General features: G+C 56.5%; 19 protein-coding genes, 1 tRNA gene and 1 pseudogene. 12 read left to right on the top strand and 9 right to left on the bottom strand.

What is annotated here, in order from left to right; translation table 11 throughout:
* Positions 1-181 precede the first annotated feature (181 nt).
* A complete protein-coding gene (locus KCG39_RS25450) occupies positions 182-1,048 on the top strand; it encodes a GNAT family N-acetyltransferase (protein WP_004130103.1) in 867 nt (288 codons plus the stop codon).
* 37 nt (positions 1,049-1,085) lie between these two features.
* On the opposite strand, the gene KCG39_RS25445 is transcribed toward KCG39_RS25450, so the two are convergent.
* Positions 1,086-1,961 (bottom strand): LysR substrate-binding domain-containing protein, encoded by an 876-nt coding sequence (locus KCG39_RS25445; protein ID WP_142446237.1) that lies wholly within the window; start codon positions 1,959-1,961, stop codon positions 1,086-1,088.
* Between the two features lie 137 nt (positions 1,962-2,098).
* On the opposite strand from KCG39_RS25445, the gene KCG39_RS25440 reads away from it, so the two are divergent.
* The 3 genes from KCG39_RS25440 to KCG39_RS25430 all read left to right on the top strand — a co-directional run bounded on the left by KCG39_RS25440 (position 2,099) and on the right by KCG39_RS25430 (position 5,627).
* Positions 2,099-2,641, top strand: coding sequence for a hypothetical protein (locus KCG39_RS25440; protein WP_004130097.1), 543 nt, complete (start codon positions 2,099-2,101; stop codon positions 2,639-2,641).
* A gap of 9 nt (positions 2,642-2,650) precedes the next feature.
* The gene (locus KCG39_RS25435) at positions 2,651-3,478 is read left to right on the top strand and encodes an MBL fold metallo-hydrolase (protein WP_004130094.1); all 828 of its coding nucleotides are present in this window, start codon (positions 2,651-2,653) and stop codon (positions 3,476-3,478) included.
* Positions 3,479-3,650: 172 nt separating this feature from the next.
* The gene (locus KCG39_RS25430) at positions 3,651-5,627 is read left to right on the top strand and encodes a glycosyl hydrolase family 28 protein (RefSeq protein WP_142467843.1); all 1,977 of its coding nucleotides are present in this window, start codon (positions 3,651-3,653) and stop codon (positions 5,625-5,627) included.
* 90 nt (positions 5,628-5,717) lie between these two features.
* Here KCG39_RS25430 and KCG39_RS25425 read toward each other — a convergent pair whose 3' ends face one another.
* Positions 5,718-6,923: an MFS transporter gene (locus KCG39_RS25425; protein WP_139529606.1), complete on the bottom strand. Its 1,206-nt coding sequence runs from the start codon at positions 6,921-6,923 to the stop codon at positions 5,718-5,720.
* Positions 6,924-7,323: 400 nt separating this feature from the next.
* Positions 7,324-7,938: an FMN-binding negative transcriptional regulator gene (locus tag KCG39_RS25420; RefSeq protein ID WP_142467844.1), complete on the bottom strand. Its 615-nt coding sequence runs from the start codon at positions 7,936-7,938 to the stop codon at positions 7,324-7,326.
* 334 nt (positions 7,939-8,272) lie between these two features.
* On the opposite strand from KCG39_RS25420, the pseudogene KCG39_RS27835 reads away from it, so the two are divergent.
* Positions 8,273-8,413, top strand: a pseudogene (locus tag KCG39_RS27835) (integrase); the annotation flags it as partial.
* 18 nt (positions 8,414-8,431) lie between these two features.
* Here KCG39_RS27835 and KCG39_RS25415 read toward each other — a convergent pair.
* Positions 8,432-8,508 (bottom strand) — tRNA-Arg (locus KCG39_RS25415).
* A 340-nt stretch (positions 8,509-8,848) separates the two neighbouring features.
* Here KCG39_RS25415 and folD point away from each other — a divergent pair.
* Complete coding sequence (gene folD / locus KCG39_RS25410) at positions 8,849-9,715, top strand: bifunctional methylenetetrahydrofolate dehydrogenase/methenyltetrahydrofolate cyclohydrolase FolD (RefSeq protein WP_004130086.1); 867 nt, start codon at positions 8,849-8,851, stop codon at positions 9,713-9,715.
* Between the two features lies 1 nt (position 9,716).
* A complete protein-coding gene (gene ybcJ, locus KCG39_RS25405; RefSeq protein WP_004130084.1) occupies positions 9,717-9,929 on the top strand; it encodes a ribosome-associated protein YbcJ in 213 nt (70 codons plus the stop codon).
* Positions 9,930-10,067: 138 nt separating this feature from the next.
* Here ybcJ and cysS read toward each other — a convergent pair whose 3' ends face one another.
* Positions 10,068-11,453, bottom strand: a complete 1,386-nt coding sequence (cysS, locus tag KCG39_RS25400) for a cysteine--tRNA ligase (RefSeq protein WP_004130082.1) — start codon at positions 11,451-11,453, stop codon at positions 10,068-10,070.
* A 173-nt stretch (positions 11,454-11,626) separates the two neighbouring features.
* Between cysS and ppiB the strand changes: the two genes are divergently transcribed.
* The 4 genes from ppiB (at position 11,627) to purK (ending at position 14,640) form a co-directional block, all read left to right on the top strand.
* On the top strand, positions 11,627-12,121 hold the full coding sequence (ppiB, locus tag KCG39_RS25395) for a peptidylprolyl isomerase B (RefSeq protein ID WP_004130079.1): 495 nt from the start codon (positions 11,627-11,629) through the stop codon (positions 12,119-12,121).
* Between the two features lie 3 nt (positions 12,122-12,124).
* A complete protein-coding gene (gene lpxH / locus KCG39_RS25390) occupies positions 12,125-12,847 on the top strand; it encodes a UDP-2,3-diacylglucosamine diphosphatase (RefSeq protein WP_004130069.1) in 723 nt (240 codons plus the stop codon).
* 219 nt (positions 12,848-13,066) lie between these two features.
* Positions 13,067-13,576 (top strand): 5-(carboxyamino)imidazole ribonucleotide mutase, encoded by a 510-nt coding sequence (gene purE, locus KCG39_RS25385; RefSeq protein ID WP_142467845.1) that lies wholly within the window; start codon positions 13,067-13,069, stop codon positions 13,574-13,576.
* Positions 13,573-14,640 carry a 5-(carboxyamino)imidazole ribonucleotide synthase gene (gene purK / locus KCG39_RS25380; protein WP_004130057.1) on the top strand — a complete coding sequence of 356 codons (1,068 nt, stop codon included), beginning with the start codon at positions 13,573-13,575 and terminating at the stop codon, positions 14,638-14,640. The genes purE and purK overlap by 4 nt, the downstream gene beginning before the upstream one ends.
* 180 nt (positions 14,641-14,820) lie before the next feature.
* Here the strand turns inward: purK and KCG39_RS25375 are convergent, their stop codons facing one another.
* The 4 genes from KCG39_RS25375 to KCG39_RS25360 are packed head-to-tail and all read right to left on the bottom strand — an operon-like array spanning position 14,821 to position 19,473.
* On the bottom strand, positions 14,821-15,714 hold the full coding sequence (locus KCG39_RS25375; protein ID WP_049112239.1) for a carbamate kinase: 894 nt from the start codon (positions 15,712-15,714) through the stop codon (positions 14,821-14,823).
* Positions 15,715-15,723: 9 nt separating this feature from the next.
* Positions 15,724-16,527: an oxamate carbamoyltransferase subunit AllH family protein gene (locus KCG39_RS25370; RefSeq protein ID WP_004130053.1), complete on the bottom strand. Its 804-nt coding sequence runs from the start codon at positions 16,525-16,527 to the stop codon at positions 15,724-15,726.
* 9 nt (positions 16,528-16,536) lie between these two features.
* The gene (locus tag KCG39_RS25365; protein WP_004130052.1) at positions 16,537-17,796 is read right to left on the bottom strand and encodes a YlbE family protein; all 1,260 of its coding nucleotides are present in this window, start codon (positions 17,794-17,796) and stop codon (positions 16,537-16,539) included.
* Positions 17,797-17,805: 9 nt separating this feature from the next.
* The gene (locus KCG39_RS25360; protein WP_142467846.1) at positions 17,806-19,473 is read right to left on the bottom strand and encodes an acyl-CoA synthetase FdrA; all 1,668 of its coding nucleotides are present in this window, start codon (positions 19,471-19,473) and stop codon (positions 17,806-17,808) included.
* A 315-nt stretch (positions 19,474-19,788) separates the two neighbouring features.
* On the opposite strand from KCG39_RS25360, the gene allD reads away from it, so the two are divergent.
* Complete coding sequence (gene allD, locus KCG39_RS25355) at positions 19,789-20,838, top strand: ureidoglycolate dehydrogenase (RefSeq protein ID WP_142467847.1); 1,050 nt, start codon at positions 19,789-19,791, stop codon at positions 20,836-20,838.
* Positions 20,839-20,853: the final 15 nt, after the last annotated feature.

Below are 20,853 nucleotides of genomic sequence, written 5' to 3'. Positions count from 1 at the left end.
GTGCGAAAGCTTACCTTTTTTCGCGCGATTTTCCTGGATTGTGTGACCTGAGTAAGGCTTAGGCGCGACAATCGTCGCCCATCCGCGGGGATATGCTATTTTTAGGTCGCCCGACAGAGATCGGACCGCCGAACAGATGGCCGAAAACAGTGCCTCACCCGCAGCGTAAGGAATGTCGACGATGACCTGGAAATTAGTTAAGCAAATTGTGCACGATGACGCGTTAAGAAAGAGCTTCATTGATCTGGCGATTAAAACCTTCGATCTCTCCTTTAAAGAGTGGTACCGCAAAGGCTACTGGACCGACGCCTATATTCCCTACGCCCTGGTGAGCAACAATAAAGTGATTGCTAACGCCTCTGCCAATATTATCGACCTGATCTGGCAGGACGAACCCCGCCGCTATATCCAAATCGGCACCGTAATGACCGACATCGATCATCGCAATCGGGGCCTCGCCGGGCAGCTTGTGAATGAGATTCTGGCGGACTGGCAGGATAAAGCAGACGCCTTCTTCCTGTTTGCTAACCCGACAACCGTTGATTTTTACCCGAAATTCGGCTTCGAGCGCACCGATGAACATCAGTATATTATGCCGGTAGTACCGACAGCGGGCGACTTCCGCAAGCTCGATATGGATCGGCCGGAAGACGTTGCGCTATTGCAGCGCTATTATCAAAAATCGAATCCGTTTTCACAGCTGCGGGTACAGGATAACTTCGGTTTATTGATGTTCTACTGCTCCGCCTTTATGAAGCACTTCGTCTATTATTCCGAGAAAAACCAGGCGATCGCGATTGCTATGCAAAACGGTCCGGCGCTGATCTGTTTCGATATTTTCTGCGACAGCGGCCGCTCCCTGTCGGCCATTATCAACCAGCTCGCCGATGACAATACGTACCAGGCTATCCTCGGCTTTACCCCCAAAGAGAATCGGAGCGGCGAGTATGAGAAAATCGAAGGCGAAGATATTCTGTTTATCTACGGACAAAAAGAAAATATCTTCAAAGAGAATAAGCTGATGTTCCCGCTTTTATCCCACGCCTGAGGCTGCGCTTAACGCGTCCACGGCCCGCGCCCGGGCCTTATTGCGTCAACAGCCACTGTTCGAACGCCCGTAGCGCCGATTCGTTGACGCCGTTTTCCAGCGGCTTCACCAGGCAAAAGCGCTTGCTCAGACTGCGAGCCTGCGGCCAGGGCGCAGCCAGTAGCCCGTTTTCGATCGCGTTTTCGACGTATACGTGGGGCACCAGCGCAACGCCCTGCCCGGCCAGCGCGGCGGCTATCGCCATCTCATGCAGATCGTAGCGCACCCCCTGAGCCGGATTATCCAGCGCGATCCCGCACTCTTCAGCATAGCGCTGCCAGGCGTCGGGATTCTGCCGTCGATGAATTCGCGGCAGCGCGTTCAGTTGGCTGATGAGATCTTCCCCCGTGAGTAGCCCGGCGTGGCATACCGGTACCAGCCTCTCTTCAAACAGAAACTGCATACGCATTCCGGCCCATGCGGGATGCTCGAAATGAACCGCCGCGTCAAAACCGCTGCCGCTGAGGATAAACGGGTCGGTTCTGACCGCGATATTCAGCGTGATATCCGGATGTTGGCGCTGAAAATCCCCCAGCCGGGGAATGAGCCAACGGCTGGCGAAGGTCGGCGGCGCGGCGATTTCCAGGCTTCTGCTGCCGTCCGCGGCCCCCATCAGATACTGAGTGTCCCGTTCAAGGCGCTCCAGCGTTTCGCGCACATGGTACGCATAGCGCGCGCCGTTAGGATTCAGCCGTACCCGGCTCCCCGTCCGCTCAAACAGCCTGCAGTTCAACAGCGATTCCAGACGGGCGATTTGCCGACTGATCGCCCCTTCGGTAAGCGACAGCTCTTCCGCCGCGCGGGCAAAGTTACCGTGCCTGGCGGCGGCCTCAAAGGCCTGCAAAGAGGCGCTGCTGGGGAGTTTTTTTCGCACGATGGCCACCTCTGCTGGATTTTTCATTAATGACAAAATGTCATTGAGTGATGAAATAATATCGTTTTATAGGGCTTATTACCCAACGTAGCATGATCAAATGTCAATATCACACGCCATCATGCAGAGGTCAGCCCATGTTATATATTGTTGAGTGCAGCTACGCCGACCCGGAAAGCGAAGCCGGCTGGAACAGGTTTTACAGCCAGCACAAGCTGCCGGCGCTGGTTTCCGTCAGCGGGTTCCGCGCTTCGCAGCGCTTCCGGGCGCTCTCCTCCGGCTGCCCGGCCTATCTTGCCATTCATACTATCCAGGATGCTGACACCCTCGCCAGTGAAGAGTATCGCCATAAAGGCGGCGGCAACTTTGCACGCTGGCAGGCGCATATTCGCGACTGGCGGCGAAACCTGTATCGGTACAGCGGGGTGTTCCCTGCCGTCGCTGAGGGTGATGTTCTACTGCTGAGCCCGGAGCCGCTGGACTTCGTTGAGTCGGAACTGGGATATCAGCCGACAAAACTTCCGGCCGCCGGGCTGGATAACAACCCGCCGCAGCGCGTGGCGTACGTTCTGCCGCGCCGGGAAGCCATGCTGCTTGCGGGGCGGGACAAAGCCTGGCTTTATGAACCCATGGCCGGTCAGCTACAAAGCCCGGCTGAAGAACAGCCTGCAGCATGCTAAGAGGTTTTTATGCGCAATCCATCTTTTATCTCCCGCCAGATTGGCGATTTTCAGGTGACTGCCCTTAGCGACGGCAGCATGGCCGCCGACCTGGCGCTGCTGTCCGGCATCGATAGCGATGATGCCGCACAAATCCAGCGCGATGCGGGCGTCATCGAACCCGGCAATATCGACATTAATGGCTATCTTATCCGCGGCCGGGGAAGAACGATTCTGGTCGACGCGGGGACGGGAGGCGGCGTGCTGGAAACCAGTCTGCGTGCGGCGGGGAGTGCGCCAGACGACGTTGATACCGTCCTGCTGACCCATGCTCATCCGGATCATATTGGCGGCCTGCTGGATGCCAACGGCGCGCCGCGCTATCCCAATGCCCGTCTTTATCTGCACCCTCTGGAAGCCGAATACTGGCAGGACGATGCCATGCTAAACCGGACCAATGCGCGGGGTCAGCGAAACTTCGCTCTCGCCCGCCGCACCCTGGACGCGTGGTCCCGGCGCCTCGGGTTTCTGGAGGATCGTGAAGTCGTCACGGGTATCCATCCGGTCTGGTTACCCGGACATACGCCGGGCCATAGCGGGTTTCGCATTGACGCCGCCGGACAAAGCCTGCTGATTTGGGGCGATATCGTCCACTTTCCGCATATTCAGGCCGCACAACCCGCCGCCGCTATCGCTTTTGATTGCGATCCCGTACAGGCCAGAGCGACGCGGGAAGCGATTCTCGCCCAGGCCGCCAGCGAAAATCTGCTGATTGCCGGTATGCATCTTGGCGGGTCAGGGTTTGCCCATATCGTACCGACTTCGCGCGGTTATCGTATCGATGATTCTGCGCAGTAAAAGGAAAGCCGGGCGGTGAAGTCCGCCTTTGCTTATCCGATTAAGATTTTTTTCGCCTGCTGAAAGATTGAACTGACTCGCGTTTATTTTCCCATATAAATATAAAATGTCGTTTTATTTTAAATGAATTTAAATTTTATTTTTCCATAAAATATGACATTAAGGAAAATCTATGCGCAATAGCTTCAGACCTGCACGCGGCATGCTGGGGTTGGCAATCGCACTAGCCGGGCTCGCAGGCGGTTGTAATGACAGCGGCGGAACCGTCGATAACCAGCACGAGGCGCCCGCCTCCGCGCCACAAAATGTCATGGTTCCGATACTGTCAGCCGATGAAAACAGCCTGGTGCTGGTCTGGGAAAAACCGGAGTCCGAGACCGAGCAGGTAGTGGACTACGCCGTCTATCGTCAAGGCGAGCGGCTGGGCATGGCGCGTGAAAATCAAAACCATTTCTCACCAGCAAAGCCCTATATTGATAACTTCTATCAGCGGATCGCCAGCGACGGCTGGCAGCAGAAAATCGATCTGCGCAGCTTTACGGCCACCAACCTGCAGCCGGATACGGAGTATGCCTTTACGGTCCGCGCAGTCTACGCCGATGGCAAAGAGTCCCCGGATAGCGCAGTGATTAAGGCGCGCACCAGCAAAACGCCGCACATCATCGAAGCCAGCACATTCGGCGCGAAGGGTGACGGCACAACGCTGAATACCCAAGCGCTGCAGCAGGCCATCGATAGCTGTACCGTCACGCACTATCCTCAGGGCTGCAAAGTACTGATTTCCGGCGGCGAATTCAAAACCGGCGCGCTCTTCCTGCATAGCGATATGACCCTGGAGATTGCCGCTGGCGCCACCCTGCTGGGTTCGGACGATCCGGCCCACTATCCGCTTGATAAAGGCTATTACCTCTATCCCTATAGCGATCATCCGCAGCCCCGCCGCCCGCCGTCATTAATTAACGTGCTGGAAGCGGACGACAAGGGCGAGTCTCCGGCCGGAACGTTTCGTAATATTCGCATCGTTGGTCAAGGCACGATTGACGGCAACGGCTGGACCCGCGGCGTCAAAAACGGCGGCGATGCGACAATTAGCGACGAATTGGGCAACGCGCTGCCGCAGTACCGGGCCAGCAATGCCAAAAAAGTCGGCGCGGACGGTATTCTGGCAAAGCACCAGACCGAAGCGGGTATTGCGGAAGGGATTGAAAGCAATAGCGCCTATAAAAACCGCCGCTCCAGCCTGATGACCCTGCGCGGCGTGCAAAATCTCTACCTTGCCGGACTGACGATCCGTAACCCCGCTTTTCACGGGGTAATGGCGCTGGAATCAGAAAATATTACCCTGAACGGGCTTGTGCATCAGACCTTTGACGGCAATAACGCCGACGGCGTCGAGTTCGGCAATAGTAAAAACGCGCTGGTCTTCAATAACTTCTTCGATACTGGAGATGATTGCGTTAATTTTGCCGCCGGGTTTGGTAAAGGCGCGGAAACTTTTCATCAGCAGCCGCAAAGCGGGGCGTGGATTTTTAATAACTATTTCCGTAAAGGCCACGGCGCCGTGGTGACGGGTAGCCATACCGGCGCGTGGATCGAAAACGTTCGCGCCGAGGATAACGTCATGTATATGACCGACGTTGGTCTGCGTATGAAGAGCCGCCCCTACTACGGCGGCGGCGTGCGGGATGTGCTGTTCCGTCATAACGCGATGAAAGATATCGCCAAAGAGCCGTTTGTTTTTACTATCAAATACAGCGCCGACGTGAACGATACAACCCCTGCCGACGAACCCGCGCAGTTCCGCGACGTTCAGGTGCAGGACGTGACCGTCGATGGTACCTCGGCTAAGCACAGTATTCTGATTGATGGCATGACGGTAGCCGAAATGGCGGAGTCGTTTGGTATTACCTACCCTCGCGACGCCTATCATCAGAATCTACGTTTCTCCAACGTCAGCTTCCGTAACACCAAAGCGACCAGTATTTCCTTCCTGCACGACAGCCAGTTCGATGAGGTAACCTTCGCCAATACGCCGCAGGCCTGGGAATTTTTCGCCGTCAATGATGTGATGCTCGCCGACAGCCTTCATCAGCAGAGCATTACCCGTGAAGAGAATGACAAGGTTATTCTTGAGGGTGCAACGAAGTAATGGCGTTCCCGGCGGCGGGGTTTATCACAGGCTTAAAATCGGCTGATATCGATTAAGATTAAAGCCCTCTTTAAGCCTTACTTTAGTTGATTATTTCGTCGCCATAAAAGCCGGCGCAGAGAGCGTCGGCGCGCTGCGCCACCAGATAAGCAGCGCCGCCAGAGCGATAACGCTCAGCACGCTGAACGCCGTCGCGAAGGAGTAATAACCGGCAATCATTCCCGTCAATGCCGGACTCATCGCCGCGCCGGCACCCTGCATCAGCATTACCACGCTTTGGCCAGCATTGACGTGCCCGCTGCCGCGCAGCAGCGCCACAATAAAGCTCGGCACCACTACGCCCAGTACCCCTGCGGCGCAGCCGTCCAGTATTTGCACCGGCACCATCATCCACGGTGCCGCCGTGCTTGCCGCCAGCGCAGCCCTGATTGGCATGATCAGCAGAGCCAGCATAATCAGTCGCCAGTACCCATATTTATCGATTCGACCTACGGTCCAGATGGCCACCGGGATCATCACCAACTGGGAAATAATCACCGTCGCCGCGGCATACAGGCCGGGATTGATCGCGCCTGGCGCCGCAGCGATCCGCATACTGAGCATGGGCAGCAACGCGGCATTCGCTAAATGAAAAAGCAGCAGCGTCAACCCAGTAATTAAAAGCGCCCTGTTTTTGGTCAGCACCGAGAAGTCTGGTATCTGGGGGGAGTCCGTCGTTTCAAGCCCGCGCGCCCGAGCGTTGTCGATATCATCACGACGAATTGCCGTCAGGGCAAAGAGCGTGAGCACCATGGTCGAGGCCATCAGGATGAAAATACCGCCAATACCCCAGCGCCAGGCGATCCCGCCGGCAATCAATGCGGTCGTAAAATTACCCGCATGGTTGAAAGCCTCATTTTTACCCATCTGGGTACTAAAGCCATCTTGCCCCGTCAGCCCCAGAGTGATCCCGGTAATAAGCGGGCCAATAAATGCCGCACATATGCCGCTGACGATTTGCGAGATGGCGACGACGCTGCTGCCCTGGCTGAACCAGAGCAGCAGCGTCGTCCCGGTAATCATGATGCACAGTATCGCGAGCATAAGACGCTTGTTCCGCGAAGCATCGGTGATGAACCCAGCTGGAAGCGTCGCCAGCAATCCGGCAACGCCGCCCGCGGTCATCAACAGACCGATGTCATCCGGTCGCCAGTGATGTTGCGTCAGGAAAATCCCCAGAAAAGGCCCGAGCCCATCGCGAACGTCGGCAATAAAAAAGCTGGTCAGGCATAGCGCCTGCAATGAACGAAGAGACATACTTTTCACCCTAATACATCCTTAACCCACTTGATCCGGTCGCCTGTAAAAACAAAATCTTCCCCGCAAAGGGCATCACTCAGGGCTATCGATTTTCTCTCCGTTAAGGAATTGGTTAAAACGCCCCGATAAAGGGGCACCGTTCCTTCAACACCATTGTTTATAAATTTAAAAGCGATCTTTATCAATCTCTGAGGATTATTTTATTTGATTATTTTGCTACTGTTAAAACTGACGGTGTTGCTTATGTTATTTTAGGGCTCATTGATGACGCAATATCATTTCCTTTGCTTCAGGCGTACAGCACGTCTTCAGACATGCCAGGATAGTACTATTTAATATATGACATACATTATAGGCGCTCCCCTCCGACATAAATATTAGATCGGAGAGCTAAATTTCAAGCGCCAATGCCTTTCTTCACCTTAAGCATATAGTCAGCCAGCGCAACCGACTCTGAAGATTGGCTGTTGATTAACCCCTGCAGCGTTCCTCGCTGATCGGCCTGAGAACGATGCTGCCCAAGCTTTTCTTTGGCCTGAAACTCCTCAATTTCAATTTTGAATCCAATAATACCTTTCAATTTCCCTTCAATAAACGTCCTGGGCATAATTTCTTTCTGCGCCTGAAGCGTCGGTTCAAATTTATGGACCAACGCTTCCATCACAATGCGTAATTCATCGACAGATAAAAGGCTTACGTTGCCATAGCAGTGAACGGAAGTATAGTTCCACGTGGGAACCGCGGGAGCGGTTTGATACCAGGTAGGGGAAACATAACTATGGGGCCCTTGAAATATGGCGAGCACCCTCTGCCCGTCAAATTCTTTCCAGAGTGGATTCGCACGCGCCATATGGGAAAGAAGAATTCCCTGCGATGAAGAGCTACGATCGAGGATAAAAGGAAGATGACTGGCATTGAGGGAAGGCGAAACGACTAATCCAAAGCTATAAGCGTCAATAAAATCAAAAATATGTTTTTTATCTGATAGCTTCATTGCATCAGGTGTGTACATTTTTTACCTCATCATGTTGACCCGCCAGGTAGTTTCTTTGAAAAAAGATAACTGCCTCTTTTTATTAAGCAATGATTTAGTGTATCAAAGCGTTAGCGCCAGAGAGCGTCATCCACTTCGTTTCCCCTTATTGCACTGGTTAGTAATATTTTTTGTTGTTTTTATCGCTCTGGTTAGAATTGTATAATGTCATTATGTGTTTTTAATGGCATTAATTACCAACTCCTTTTTAACCAATTGAATATAATGATCTTACATAGATATACACATTCTGTGTTCGTATTATCTACATATTGATCTCTTGCCAGACTATTGTGTTTTTTTGATGTACCGGGAAAGCATCGAAATGGTACACCGTTATGCCCAGCTGGCGCCTCACCATTTAACGGAACGCGCAAGGCAAATTGACTCGGTCTTTGCAGAAGATGTCCCAAATGTATCACATGAGAAAACATCAGCGAGAGGAGGAAGTTGATAACTTTTTGAGTTTAAATGGTACGCCCTACAGGGTTCGAACCTGTGACCTACGGCTTAGAAGGCCGTTGCTCTATCCAGCTGAGCTAAGGGCGCATTGAGAAGCGAGCTTCGTGATGTGCAATCGCCGGAATTATACGGTCCACGCCTGATGAGTCAATGTATTTTGCCGCGAAACTGCGCTTCCCTGCGCAGGCTGGCGGCTTATGCTGCGAAAGCAGTACAAAGTTTATCCAACCTTATGTTTCTGCACGTTAACTTTTCTTCGGCTCCCGGGCTCTTTTTGGTTCCGCTCGCGGCGCGGTCAGGCCCGTTTTTCAGCCGCCGCCGCGTCAAAGCAAGATAAAATCTTAAACGAAGACTGACAGCGAGGCTGGCTTCTGACAAAATATCGTCATCCCCCTTTCGTAAAGATACAGATGGAATCCTCTCTCTGATGGCAGCAAAAATTATTGACGGTAAAACGATTGCGCAGCAGGTACGCTCTGAGGTTGCGGAAAAAGTGAAGGCGCGCGTTGCGGCCGGATTTCGTGCCCCAGGGTTGGCCGTCGTACTGGTCGGCAGCAACCCGGCATCGCAGATTTATGTCGGCAGCAAGCGCAAAGCGTGTGAAGAGGTAGGCTTCGTCTCCCGCTCGTACGATCTCCCGGAAACCACCAGCGAAGCGGAGCTGCTGGAACTTATCGACACGCTGAATGCCGATAAGGCTATTGACGGCATCCTGGTTCAGCTGCCGCTGCCCGCCGGCATTGATAATGTCAAAGTCCTCGAGCGCATTTCTCCGGACAAAGACGTTGACGGCTTTCACCCCTATAACGTGGGTCGTCTGTGCCAGCGCGCGCCGCGCCTGCGCCCGTGTACCCCGCGTGGGATTGTCACGCTGCTTGAGCGTTACAATATCGATACCTACGGCCTGAACGCGGTGGTTATTGGCGCCTCCAATATCGTCGGACGCCCGATGAGCATGGAGCTGCTGCTGGCTGGCTGCACCACCACCGTCACTCACCGTTTTACCAAAAACCTGCGTCATCACGTCGAAAATGCCGACCTGCTGATCGTGGCTGTCGGTAAACCGGGCTTTATTCCGGGCGAATGGATTAAAGAAGGCGCGATCGTGATCGATGTCGGGATTAACCGCCTGGAAAACGGCAAAGTGGTTGGCGATGTGGTTTATGAAGATGCCGCCGCGCGCGCGTCGTACATCACTCCGGTTCCCGGCGGCGTCGGCCCGATGACCGTAGCCACCCTTATTCAGAACACGCTGCAGGCGTGCGAAGAGTATCACGATATTCAGGAGGCCTGAGATGACGAATTTTTCTTTAGGCAAACACCCGCACGTTGAGCTTTGCGACCTGCTGAAACTGGAAGGCTGGAGCGAAAGCGGTGCGCAGGCGAAAATCGCCATTGCCGACGGTCTGGTCAAAGTCGACGGCGTGGTCGAAACCCGTAAGCGCTGCAAAATCGTCGCTGGCCAAACGGTCAGCTTTGAAGGTCAGAGCGTTACCGTTACCGAGTAAAAAGTCAAGGCGCCGCAACTGGCGCCTTGACTTTATCCCCATCCAGGACATTAAACACGACGGTCAGCGTCGGGTGTACTGGCCTGGGTATGGGCAAAAAAATGCCGGGGACACCCCCGGCAAAAAGAGAGAATGAGACTACTTCCGGCGCCAGGTGGTACCCTGCGGGCCATCTTCCAGCACAATGCCCATCTCGTTCAGACGGTCACGCGCGGCATCCGCCGCCGCCCAGTCTTTCGCTTTACGCGCGTCCAGACGCTGCTGGATCAAAGACTCGATTTCCGCCACTTCCCCGTCGTCCGCCTGCGCGCCGCTCTGCAGGAACGCATCTGGCTCCTGTTCGAGCAGACCCAGCACCGAAGAGAGCTTACGCATATGCGCCGCCATCGCGTTGGCCGCGGCGGTATCTTCGGTCTTCAGACGGTTAACCTCACGGGCCATATCGAACAGCACCGAATAAGCTTCCGGGGTGTTGAAATCGTCATCCATCGCTTCGATAAAGCGCGCTTCAAACGCCTCGCCGCCGGACGGCTCTGCGGTTTTATCGGTTCCGCGCAGCGCCGTATACAGACGCTCCAGCGCGGAACGGGCCTGCTTTAAGTTCTCTTCGCTGTAGTTCAGCTGGCTGCGATAGTGGCCGGACATCAGGAAGTAGCGAATGGTCTCCGCGTCGTAGAACTTGAGCACGTCGCGCACGGTGAAGAAGTTGCCCAGCGATTTTGACATTTTCTCACGGTCAACCATTACCATCCCGGAGTGCATCCAGTAATTCACGTACTCGCCGTCGTGGGCGCAGGTGGACTGAGCGATTTCGTTTTCATGGTGCGGGAACATCAGATCCGACCCGCCGCCGTGAATATCAAAATGGTTGCCCAGCTGCTTGCAGTTCATCGCGGAGCACTCAATGTGCCAGCCCGGACGGCCCGCGCCCCACGGCGACGGCCAGCTCGGCTCGCCCTCTTTCGACATCTTCCACAGCACAAAGTCCATCGGGTTATGCTTGACGTCGACAACATCAACGCGCGCGCCGGCCTGCAGCTGGTCGAGATCCTGACGCGACAGCTGACCGTAGTTCGGATCGGTCGGTACATCGAACATCACATCGCCGTTATCGGCGACATACGCGTGGCCTTTGGCGATCAGCTGCTCGGTGATCTCAATGATTTCCGCAATATGGTGGGTAGCACGCGGCTCCATATCCGGGCGCAGGATATTCAGCGCGTCAAAATCTTTGTGCATCTCGGCAATCATGCGATCCACCAGCGCCACAAAGCTTTCGCCATTTTCATTAGCACGCTTAATGATTTTGTCGTCGATATCGGTGATATTGCGCACGTACTTTAGCTTATAGCCCAGGAAACGCAGGTAGCGCGCAACCACATCGAATGAGACGAAGGTACGGCCATGGCCGATGTGACAGAGGTCGTAAACGGTAATACCACACACGTACATGCCAACTTCCCCGGCATGGATAGGTTTAAATTCTTCTTTTTGGCGCGTCAGTGTATTAAAAATTTTTAACATCGAAGATTCCGTGTAGACGTGTGTGGATGTAAGTCGCGTATTCTAACCTTAATTCAACCCCGAAGCAGCACACATTGCAAGGTGATCCAGCCCCGCGGTTATGCTATAACAGCCCCCTATATCTCACCCGACTCCGGGTGCAGGCACCACAATCATCGGAACAGGATGCAAAAATGGTTACTTTCCACACCAATCATGGCGATATCGTAATCAAGACGTTTGACGACAAAGCGCCGGAAACAGTTAAAAACTTCCTGGACTACTGTCGTGAAGGTTTTTACGACAACACTATTTTCCACCGTGTTATCAATGGCTTCATGATTCAGGGCGGCGGTTTTGAGCCGGGTATGAATCAGAAAACCACCAAATCCCCTATTCAGAACGAAGCGAACAACGGTCTGAAAAACACCCGCGGTACGCTGGCGATGGCCCGTACCCAGGCGCCTCACTCCGCCACCGCGCAGTTCTTCATCAACGTCGCCGATAACGACTTCCTGAACTTCTCCGGCGAAAGCCTGCAGGGTTGGGGCTACTGCGTATTCGCAGAAGTCGTTGAAGGTATGGACGTGGTCGACAAAATCAAAGCGGTATCCACCGGCCGCAGCGGCATGCACCAGGATGTGCCGAAAGAAGATGTGGTGATCAAAAGCGTTACCGTCAGCGAATAATTCGTGGCGACGCTTTTTATTGCAGATTTGCATCTGCAAACGGAAGAACCGGCGATTACCGCCGGTTTTCTGCGTTTTTTACACGGGGAAGCCCGCCAGGCTGACGCCCTGTATATCCTCGGCGACTTGTTTGAAGCCTGGATCGGCGATGACGATCCGAACCCGCTGCATCGGCAAATTGCCGCTGCGCTTAAAGCGTTAGCTGAGTCCGGCGTCCCCTGCTACTTCCTCCACGGCAACCGCGATTTTCTCGTCGGTCAGCGCTTTGCCCGCGAAAGCGCCATGACCCTGCTGCCGGAAGAAAAGCTTCTCGACCTCTACGGACGCAAAGTGCTGATTATGCACGGCGATACCCTCTGCACCGACGACGCGGGCTATCTGGCGTTTCGCGCGAAAGTCCACAACCCGTGGATCCAGCGCCTGTTTCTGGCCCTGCCGCTGTTTATCCGCCGCCGTATCGCCGCCAGAATGCGCGCCGACAGCAAAGCGGCCAACAGCAGCAAGTCGATGGCGATTATGGATGTCAATCCGCAGGCGGTAGTTGACGTCATGGAGAAACATCACGTCCAGTGGCTGATTCACGGGCATACGCACCGCCCTGCCGTCCATTCCCTGGAAGCCAACGGCAAAACTGCGTATCGGGTGGTGCTCGGCGCCTGGCATCACGAAGGCTCTATGGTCAAAGTGACCCCAGAAGATGTTGAGCTGATTCATTTTCCTTTCTAGCCCCCGGCAGGCACTATCTCATGCCGCCCTGGGACTGGTGCTGGTTTTTACTTTTTTGCCTGCGCCACCGCCGCTCATAACCGACGAGTTTCATCCAGTGACGACGAGACATAAGACGGCTAGCCATGCGCACGCAACCGTTTTCCTTGCCGGAAGTTCATGCTATTCTCTGTGGCCTCTAAAGCAGTGTGCAACACACCCACAGGAGTTTTAAGACGCATGTCTTCCCGCAATAATTCGGCGCGTATCGCCATCGTGATGGGGTCCAAAAGCGACTGGGCTACCATGCAGTTTACCGCAGAAATCCTTGATGCCCTGAACGTTCCGTACCATGTCGAAGTGGTCTCCGCCCACCGCACGCCCGATAAACTGTTCAGCTTCGCCGAAGGCGCGGAAGAAAACGGTTTTCAGGTGATTATTGCCGGTGCTGGCGGCGCGGCGCATCTGCCGGGCATGATTGCGGCGAAAACGCTGGTGCCGGTGTTAGGCGTACCGGTGCAGAGCGCGGCGCTGAGCGGCGTTGACAGTCTCTACTCCATCGTCCAGATGCCGCGCGGCATCCCGGTTGGCACGCTGGCGATAGGTAAAGCCGGCGCCGCTAACGCCGCCCTTCTGGCGGCGCAGATCCTTGCCCAGCATGATGTCGAACTGCACCAGCGCCTCAGCGCCTGGCGCCAGGCGCAGACCGATGACGTGCTGGATAACCCGGACCCGCGGGGTGCGGCATGAAACAGGTTTGCGTTCTCGGTAACGGCCAGCTAGGCCGTATGCTGCGTCAGGCCGGCGAGCCGTTGGGTATTGCGGTCTGGCCGGTTGGTCTGGAAGCCGACCCGGAAGCGGTGCCGGTACAGCAAAGCGTGATCACCGCAGAGATTGAACGCTGGCCGGAAACCGCGTTGACCCGCGAGCTGGCGCGTCATTCCGCCTTTGTTAACCGCGACGTCTTCCCGATTATCGCCGACCGTCTGACGCAAAAGCAGCTGTTCGATAAGCTGGCGCTCGCTACCGCGCCGTGGCAGCTTCTGGCGGATAAAGGCGAGTGGCCGGCGGTATTCGCCCGTCTTGGGGAGCTGGCTATCGTTAAGCGCCGCGTCGGCGGCTACGATGGCCGCGGCCAGTGGCGTTTGCGGGAAAATGAAACCGCGCAGCTGCCGGAGGATAACTACGGCGAGTGTATCGTTGAGCAGGGCATTAATTTCTCCGGCGAGGTATCGCTGGTTGGCGCCCGCGCACGGGACGGCAGCACGGTCTTCTATCCGCTGACCCGCAACCTGCATCAGGACGGTATTTTACGCGCCAGCGTCGCTTTCCCGCAGGCCAACGCCCGCCAGCAGGCACAGGCGGAACAGATGCTGACGGCGATCATGAATGAGCTGGGCTACGTTGGCGTGATGGCGATGGAGTGTTTCGTCACTGCCGATGGCCTGCTGATTAACGAACTGGCGCCGCGCGTGCACAACAGCGGCCACTGGACGCAGAACGGCGCGTCGATTAGCCAGTTCGAACTGCATCTGCGGGCGATCACCGATCTCCCCCTGCCGCCGCCGGTGGTGAACAGCCCGTCGGTCATGATCAACCTGATCGGTACCGATCTGAACTATGACTGGCTGAAGCTGCCGCTGGTGCATCTACACTGGTACGACAAAGAGGTGCGTCCGGGTCGTAAAGTCGGCCACCTGAACCTGACCGACAGCGATACCGACCGCCTGAGCGCGACGCTGGAAGCGCTGAAGCCGCTGCTGCCGCCGGAATACGCCAGCGGCATCGTCTGGGCGCAGGCGCAGCTGGCGTAATCCTCTCTCCTTTATCCCGGCTTGCGGCGCGCTGCGCCTTAGCCGGGCTACCAGACCAACATTCATTCGCCCCGTAGCCATTCAACCAAATCCGCAAACCGCACGACTCCCTGGCGCCGCCACCGTGGAAAGAGCGCAGGAAATTTCAGCGTCTGCACGTCGCTTGATTTCGCCTGTGCATCAGGGCTTGATGCAGGTTCCCGCCAGCCCGGCGAGAGTATCATCGATGCGCGACAGCGCGCCAATCCACGCCCGCTTGCCCCGACGGCGCACGTAGCCGCTTACCGCCGCGATTTTCGGTCCCATCGCGCCGTCGTCGCGGGCAAAAGGCGCCAGCTCTTCCGGCGTCGCTTCGCGGATCGGTCGCTGCATGGGAGTGCCCCAATGTTCATATACCGCATCCGCGTCAGTCAGGATCACCAGGCCATCGGCATCAATCTGCTCCGCCAACAGCGCGGCGGCGAGGTCTTTATCGATGACCGCCTCTGCGCCCTGCCCGTTCTCAAGCACCGGAATTCCGCCGCCGCCGCAGCATATCACCACGTGCCCCTCGCCCAGCAGGCGCTCAATCGACTCGCTCTCCTCAATCCTCACCGGCGTCGGCGAAGGCACCACCCGACGCAGATATTTACCGTCGCGCTTCATCCTCCAGCCGTATTCGTCTTCCAGCTGTTTTTGCAGCTCCGGATCGTAAACCGGACCGATAAACTTCTCCGGCGTCGAAAAGGCCGGATCGTTTGACGCTACCGCAATGCGGGTCATCACCGTCGACACCGGCGGCATGGGTGATTCCTGCGCCAGGCGCTGGGCCAGCATATAGCCAATCATGCCCTGGCTCTCCGCGACCAGCACGTCCAGCGGATAGGGCTCAACGTCGCCGTAGGCCAGATTCTGCAGCGCCAGCAACCCCACCTGCGGCCCGTTGCCGTGCACAATGGCCAGCCGGTAGTTTTTCGCCAGACGCGCCAGCGCGGGAACCGCACTATCGATATTGCGGTACTGATTTTCTACGGTCAGCGCTTCCCCGCGCTGTAATAAAGCGTTGCCGCCAAGGGCAACAACCAGCGTTTTCATAAAAAGTCCTTAGATAAGATGTTGCGCCAGCCAGAATCCCAGAAGCGTGTCGGCGCCGGAGGTATGCCCCATCGCCAGCAGAGCTTCGACGGCGGGTTCAATTCGTCGTCCACGTTGCAGAGCGTGTACAAAATGCATCAGCGGCGAGGCGAAACGTCCCATGCTGGCGTAGCGTAAATAGTTGACGCTCACCTGGGTGGTGGCCGCGTGCAGATCGCCGGAGGCGCGGAAAAAAGCTCTTCCGCCGCAGGGTAACATTCGCCCCGCGCGCCATGCCGCCAGCATCATGCCGATCAGCATGTCGTCCAGGCTCGGCGTCAGGCCTGGTCCCTTGCCCAACCACAGGCGCCAGTCGACGGCGTTGCCGGCCAGCGCGGAGGCAAAACAGTGGCGCAGCTGCCGCAGCTCAGGCTGCTGCGGCAGATCGATAGCCTGCGACAGCGGCCCAAACAGCCCGGTCTCCTCCGGACGATTTACTAGCGCTGTCGGCAGGTCGGCGCCGTTAGGCTGACGGCGGAGCCACAGGGAGCAGCGCCTGCGCGGCGGCATCAGCAAAAGATCGCCGACCTGAATACCGTCATTCCGCGCTATCGGCGACGCTCCCGCCCGCAGCGCCGCGTGCAGCCGGATAAAATCACCATGGCGAACAACCCATCCGCCAGGGCTCACCCCCTGCCCCCGATGATGCAGCGTCAGCAGCGCGCCGCCTTCAACATAGAGGTTAATCGTGCGCCGCCAGAGGCCGCCGGTTCGCCACGGTTGGCGATGATCCGGCGCATCAACGCTGCCTATCAGCGGACGAATCCTCTCCATCGCGCTACCTCAGCTCACGCCCAGCTCGTCCGCCAGCGCTTCCAGCGCCTGCTCGAAACAGGCCAGCGGCGCTCTGACGGTCCCGGCGCCAATCTGGCCGATCCCCGCTTCTTTATGGGCGATCCCGGTGTTAATGAGCGGAGTAATACCGGTTTCAACCACCCGGCGAATATCCAGCCCAAGGCAGGCGCCCTGGAAATCCCAGCCCGGAATCTGCAGCTGCATATTGCGCTCGAGGAAGATTTCCGCCATCTCCTCCGAAACGGATTTCGCCGCCTCCATTCCGCCAGCGCCGACAAAGCGGGTCACCCCCGGCGCCGCGATCATCGCCGCGCCGCCGATGCCGAAGGTTTCGGTGATGGCGCTGTCGCCCATATCCGGGTTGGCCTGTTCCTGAGAGAAACCGCTAAAGAACAGCCCCTGCGGCGTATTCACCGGCGCGGTAAACCAGCGATCGCCCAGCCCGCTGACGCGAATACCGAACATATCGCCGTTGCGGGTCATCGCGGTGACGATACTGCCTGCGCGAATTTGCGCCCCGGCATCCATCGCGGATTTACAGTAGGCCATCGCCAGGTTGAGGAAAAACTGATCGGTAATGGCGAGGAAATCCATGACTTCAGCAATCTGCTGTTTGTCGATATTAAGCCGTGCCAGATGCGGCGCCAGCGTACGCATTAGCAGCGCGGAGGTGGCGATATTGCGCTGGTGGAACTCATCGCCCATGGTGATGCCCTGAGCCATCATCGCGGTCAGGTCAATACCGCGCTCCATCTGTTTCAGCGCCGCGCTAAGGATCGGCATCAGCACATCGCGCATCCAGCGCAGGCGCTGCTGCACGTCTTCGCCGTAGGCGCCGAAACGCATCACCTTGCCAATGCCTTCGTTCAGGTTGCAATACGCGCGGTTGCCTTCGGCGATGTTCTCCACCACCAGCATCGGCATATTCGGCGACGTAATCCCCCCCATCGGCCCCACGGCGTTCACGTGGTGGCAGGGAATAAAAGAGATTTCGCCGCATTCGAGCATAGCGTGGGCCGTCTTTTCATCCTGCGCCCAGCCTTCAAATAAGCATGCGCCAACGCAGGCTCCTTTCATCGGGCCGGTCATCTCCTGCCAGCGCATCGGCGGCCCGGCATGGAGCAGCGTTCTGTTCTTGTTTAGCGCTTCAATCAGAGAACCCGCCGGCTGCACATCCAGCCAGTGCGGGCGTGCATTACGAATTCGTTCTATTACTGCGTCATTGGCCTGCGCCACTGATGTAAACATAGAGACCTCTTATTGCAAACGTTCTAATAAACGAGCCAGTTTCTTATTTCCCCCGGCGATCGGCGCCCACTGGTAGTGAACAACCGACGTTCCGGCGGACTGTAAATCGAGCGCAAAGCTGCGCAGGCCGGCGTTAATCACCGCCACGCCGTCCAGCAGGCTGGCGCGCGGGGTCGGCGCGGCTTTGCGCTGCGGGCTAATCAGTGCGACGGCAAGCAAAGTGGCTTCCGGGAGACTATCGACCACCACGATCCCCGCATCTTCAAGCTCGGCAATCTGACGGGAACGGCCCTGCGGATCGCTTTCGGTCCCGGTCACCGTGGCGATAACGTGCAGCGGATATCTGTCGTCCCTGACCGCCCTGGCCCGCAGGCATGCTTCAACCAGCGAGGCGGCCGGATCGGCGGTGGCGCCATAGCCAATCACCACGTCCAGCAGCAGTACTCCTACCTGAGTTTGCTCGCCGAGTTCGGCAATCAGCTGGTTGCGCAGAGAGGGATCGATCATCGGATGCGGGCGGCCAACGGTGTAAAAATCATCGCCGAGATCGACGACCCGGTGGCCCTGCGCGTTGAGCATCAGGCCCTGCGGATGATGCGCATCGGGGGCGATGCGCAGCCGTTCAGCCAGCAGTCCGGCGGATTCCGCCGCCAGCGTGCCGCCGGTATATAAACCGCGAATCTGCATGCCCGTTGCCGCAGGCAGGGATTGCTGGTGTCGCACGACCCGCGCCAGCAGGCAGGCCAGACGCCCGGCCTCGTCAAGCGTGCGGGCAAACCAGACGTTTTCATCGCGCAGCGTGTCTGGCACATAGCCGAGGAATAGCGCGACTACCGGTTTACCGCTGCGCTTCATGCCGCCAATCACCTTCAGGCGTACCGCCTCGGCGGGAGGCTTAGAAACAAAAGCCAGCACCTGGCTCTGCTCATCATGGGTCAGCATTTCCAGGGCCGTTTGCGCGCTGAGGCCGCCCACTTCGGCGCTCAGGTCTCGACCGCCAAGACCAATCGCATGGCTGATCCCTTCGCCGCCGAGCACAATCTGCGAGACCAGTTCCTGAATACCGGTACCGGACGCGCCAATTACGCCGATATTGCCGTCCGGCGTGACGTTGGCGAAAGCCAGCGGGGTGCCGGCGATCGAAGCGGTGCCGCAGTCCGGCCCCATCACCAGCAGCCCTTTGTCGCGGGCGCGGGTTTTCAGGGCGATTTCATCTTCCAGCGTGACGTTGTCGGAGAAGATCATCACGTTTTTCTCGCTGCTGAGCGCCTGATGGGCAAGCTCCGCGGCGTACTCCCCGGCAACGGATATTAAGGCCATATTGGCCTGCGGCAGCTTCTGCGTTGCGCTTTGCCAGCGGCGAACCACGCTCAGGCTCTGGCTTTGCCCGCTCCCCTGCGCCAGGGCGGCCAGAGCTTCATCAAGACGGGCGATAATCATTTCCGTCACCGACGCATCCGCACAATCGGCGCGAATCGCCACGCAAATATCATTCGGCGTCGCCGCGGCAAAATCGTCGTGCCAAAAGCCGGTGGTTTCCAGCAGCGATTTATTTGCCGGTGTCCCCATCATCACCGAAACATCGTCGACATTTTCCGACTCGCTCAGCTTGCGCGAAATAATCATTAAGCTGACTGAATCCTGAAAACAGCCCTTTTTAATAAAGGCATGGATCATAATAACTCCCCAATAATTGCACCCATTGCAATTGAATGAGCATGGATAATCTGCAATCAGGCTAACGAGATAACGTGGCCGTCGGCGTGACCAAAATCACATCAAATTTATTACACAACGTTTTTAAATAAAGCCCAGTACATTAGCAGGGGGTTTTTAACGAATAGATTGACGGGGTTATTTCTGATAAATCTATAGTGATTATTAAATAAAATCTAACACTATATATTTACCAATACAGATCACAATTTAAGTTTATTTCCCCCGTATTTTATTGGTCAGTCAGGCTCTACACCGTCGTTAAAAGGAAGACAGATGAAAGTCAGTCGGGAAACACTTCATCAGCTTATTGCCAATAAGCTGAACACAGCAGGGCTTACTCGTCATCACGCGGATATTATTGCCGATGTGCTGGTTTATGCCGATGCAAGAGGCATTCATTCGCACGGCGCGGTACGCGTTGAATATTATGCGGAACGTATTTCAAAAGGCGGAACTAACCGTCAACCCAACTTTACCTTTGAAAAAACCGGCCCCTGCAGCGGTATTTTGCATGCCGATAACGCCGCTGGTCAGATCGCCGCCAAAATGGGCATGGAGCACGCGATAGCATTAGCCGAGGAAAACGGCGTGGCCGTGGTCGGCATTCGGCGCATGGGCCACAGCGGCGCCATCTCTTATTTCACCCGGCAGGCCGCCCGCGCCGGGTTTATCGGGCTTTCGCTATGTCAGTCAGACCCGATGGTCGTACCGTTTGGCGGGGCGGAAATCTATTACGGCACCAATCCGCTGGCCTTCGCCGCGCCCGGCGTGGGGGATGATATCATCACCTTCGACATGGCAACCACGGTGCAGGCCTGGGGAAAAATTCTCGACGCCCGCTCGCGCCATGAAACCATTCCCGATAGCTGGGCGGTGGATAAAAACGGCGCGCCGACCAGCGATCCTTTTGCCGTTCACGCCCTGCTTCCGGCAGCCGGCCCGAAAGGCTACGGCCTGATGATGATGATCGACGTCCTCTCCGGCATTTTGCTCAACCTGCCCTTCGGCCGCCAGGTCAGTTCGATGTACGAAAACCTGAGCCAGGGACGCGAACTGGGCCAGCTGCATATCGTCATCAACCCGGCATTTTTCTCCTCCAGCGCGCTATTCCGCCAGCATATTAGCGACACCATGCGTGAATTAAACGCCATTACGCCAGCGCCCGGATTTAATCAGGTTTATTACCCGGGGCAGAACCTGGATATCAATGAGAAAAACAGCGCCGTCAACGGTATCGAGATCGTGGATGAGATTTATGACTATCTGCTTTCTGACGCTTTATATCACCGCTCTTATGAAACCCATTCCCCGTTTGCTCAATAAATTAAAATACAGGAG

The sequence above is a fragment of the Klebsiella pasteurii genome, assembly GCF_018139045.1.
GTDB lineage: Bacteria > Pseudomonadota > Gammaproteobacteria > Enterobacterales > Enterobacteriaceae > Klebsiella > Klebsiella grimontii.
This window is presented reverse-complemented; position numbering and strand designations above follow the sequence as displayed.

Bases quoted from the DNA above. Each gene is read 5' to 3' on its own strand.
- KCG39_RS25425 (WP_139529606.1), bottom strand. From the start codon at position 6,923: ATGTCTCTTCGTTCATTGCAGGCGCTATGCCTGACCAGCTTTTTTATT.
- KCG39_RS25360 (WP_142467846.1), bottom strand. From the start codon at position 19,473: ATGATCCATGCCTTTATTAAAAAGGGCTGTTTTCAGGATTCAGTCAGC.
- KCG39_RS25370 (WP_004130053.1), bottom strand. From the start codon at position 16,527: ATGGAGAGGATTCGTCCGCTGATAGGCAGCGTTGATGCGCCGGATCAT.
- KCG39_RS25440 (WP_004130097.1), top strand. From the start codon at position 2,099: ATGTTATATATTGTTGAGTGCAGCTACGCCGACCCGGAAAGCGAAGCC.
- KCG39_RS25365 (WP_004130052.1), bottom strand. From the start codon at position 17,796: ATGTTTACATCAGTGGCGCAGGCCAATGACGCAGTAATAGAACGAATT.
- ybcJ (WP_004130084.1), top strand. From the start codon at position 9,717: ATGACGAATTTTTCTTTAGGCAAACACCCGCACGTTGAGCTTTGCGAC.
- KCG39_RS25420 (WP_142467844.1), bottom strand. From the start codon at position 7,938: ATGTACACACCTGATGCAATGAAGCTATCAGATAAAAAACATATTTTT.
- purK (WP_004130057.1), top strand. From the start codon at position 13,573: ATGAAACAGGTTTGCGTTCTCGGTAACGGCCAGCTAGGCCGTATGCTG.
- allD (WP_142467847.1), top strand. From the start codon at position 19,789: ATGAAAGTCAGTCGGGAAACACTTCATCAGCTTATTGCCAATAAGCTG.
- KCG39_RS25435 (WP_004130094.1), top strand. From the start codon at position 2,651: ATGCGCAATCCATCTTTTATCTCCCGCCAGATTGGCGATTTTCAGGTG.
- ppiB (WP_004130079.1), top strand. From the start codon at position 11,627: ATGGTTACTTTCCACACCAATCATGGCGATATCGTAATCAAGACGTTT.
- KCG39_RS25430 (WP_142467843.1), top strand. From the start codon at position 3,651: ATGCGCAATAGCTTCAGACCTGCACGCGGCATGCTGGGGTTGGCAATC.
- cysS (WP_004130082.1), bottom strand. From the start codon at position 11,453: ATGTTAAAAATTTTTAATACACTGACGCGCCAAAAAGAAGAATTTAAA.
- folD (WP_004130086.1), top strand. From the start codon at position 8,849: ATGGCAGCAAAAATTATTGACGGTAAAACGATTGCGCAGCAGGTACGC.
- KCG39_RS25375 (WP_049112239.1), bottom strand. From the start codon at position 15,714: ATGAAAACGCTGGTTGTTGCCCTTGGCGGCAACGCTTTATTACAGCGC.
- purE (WP_142467845.1), top strand. From the start codon at position 13,067: ATGTCTTCCCGCAATAATTCGGCGCGTATCGCCATCGTGATGGGGTCC.
- KCG39_RS25450 (WP_004130103.1), top strand. From the start codon at position 182: ATGACCTGGAAATTAGTTAAGCAAATTGTGCACGATGACGCGTTAAGA.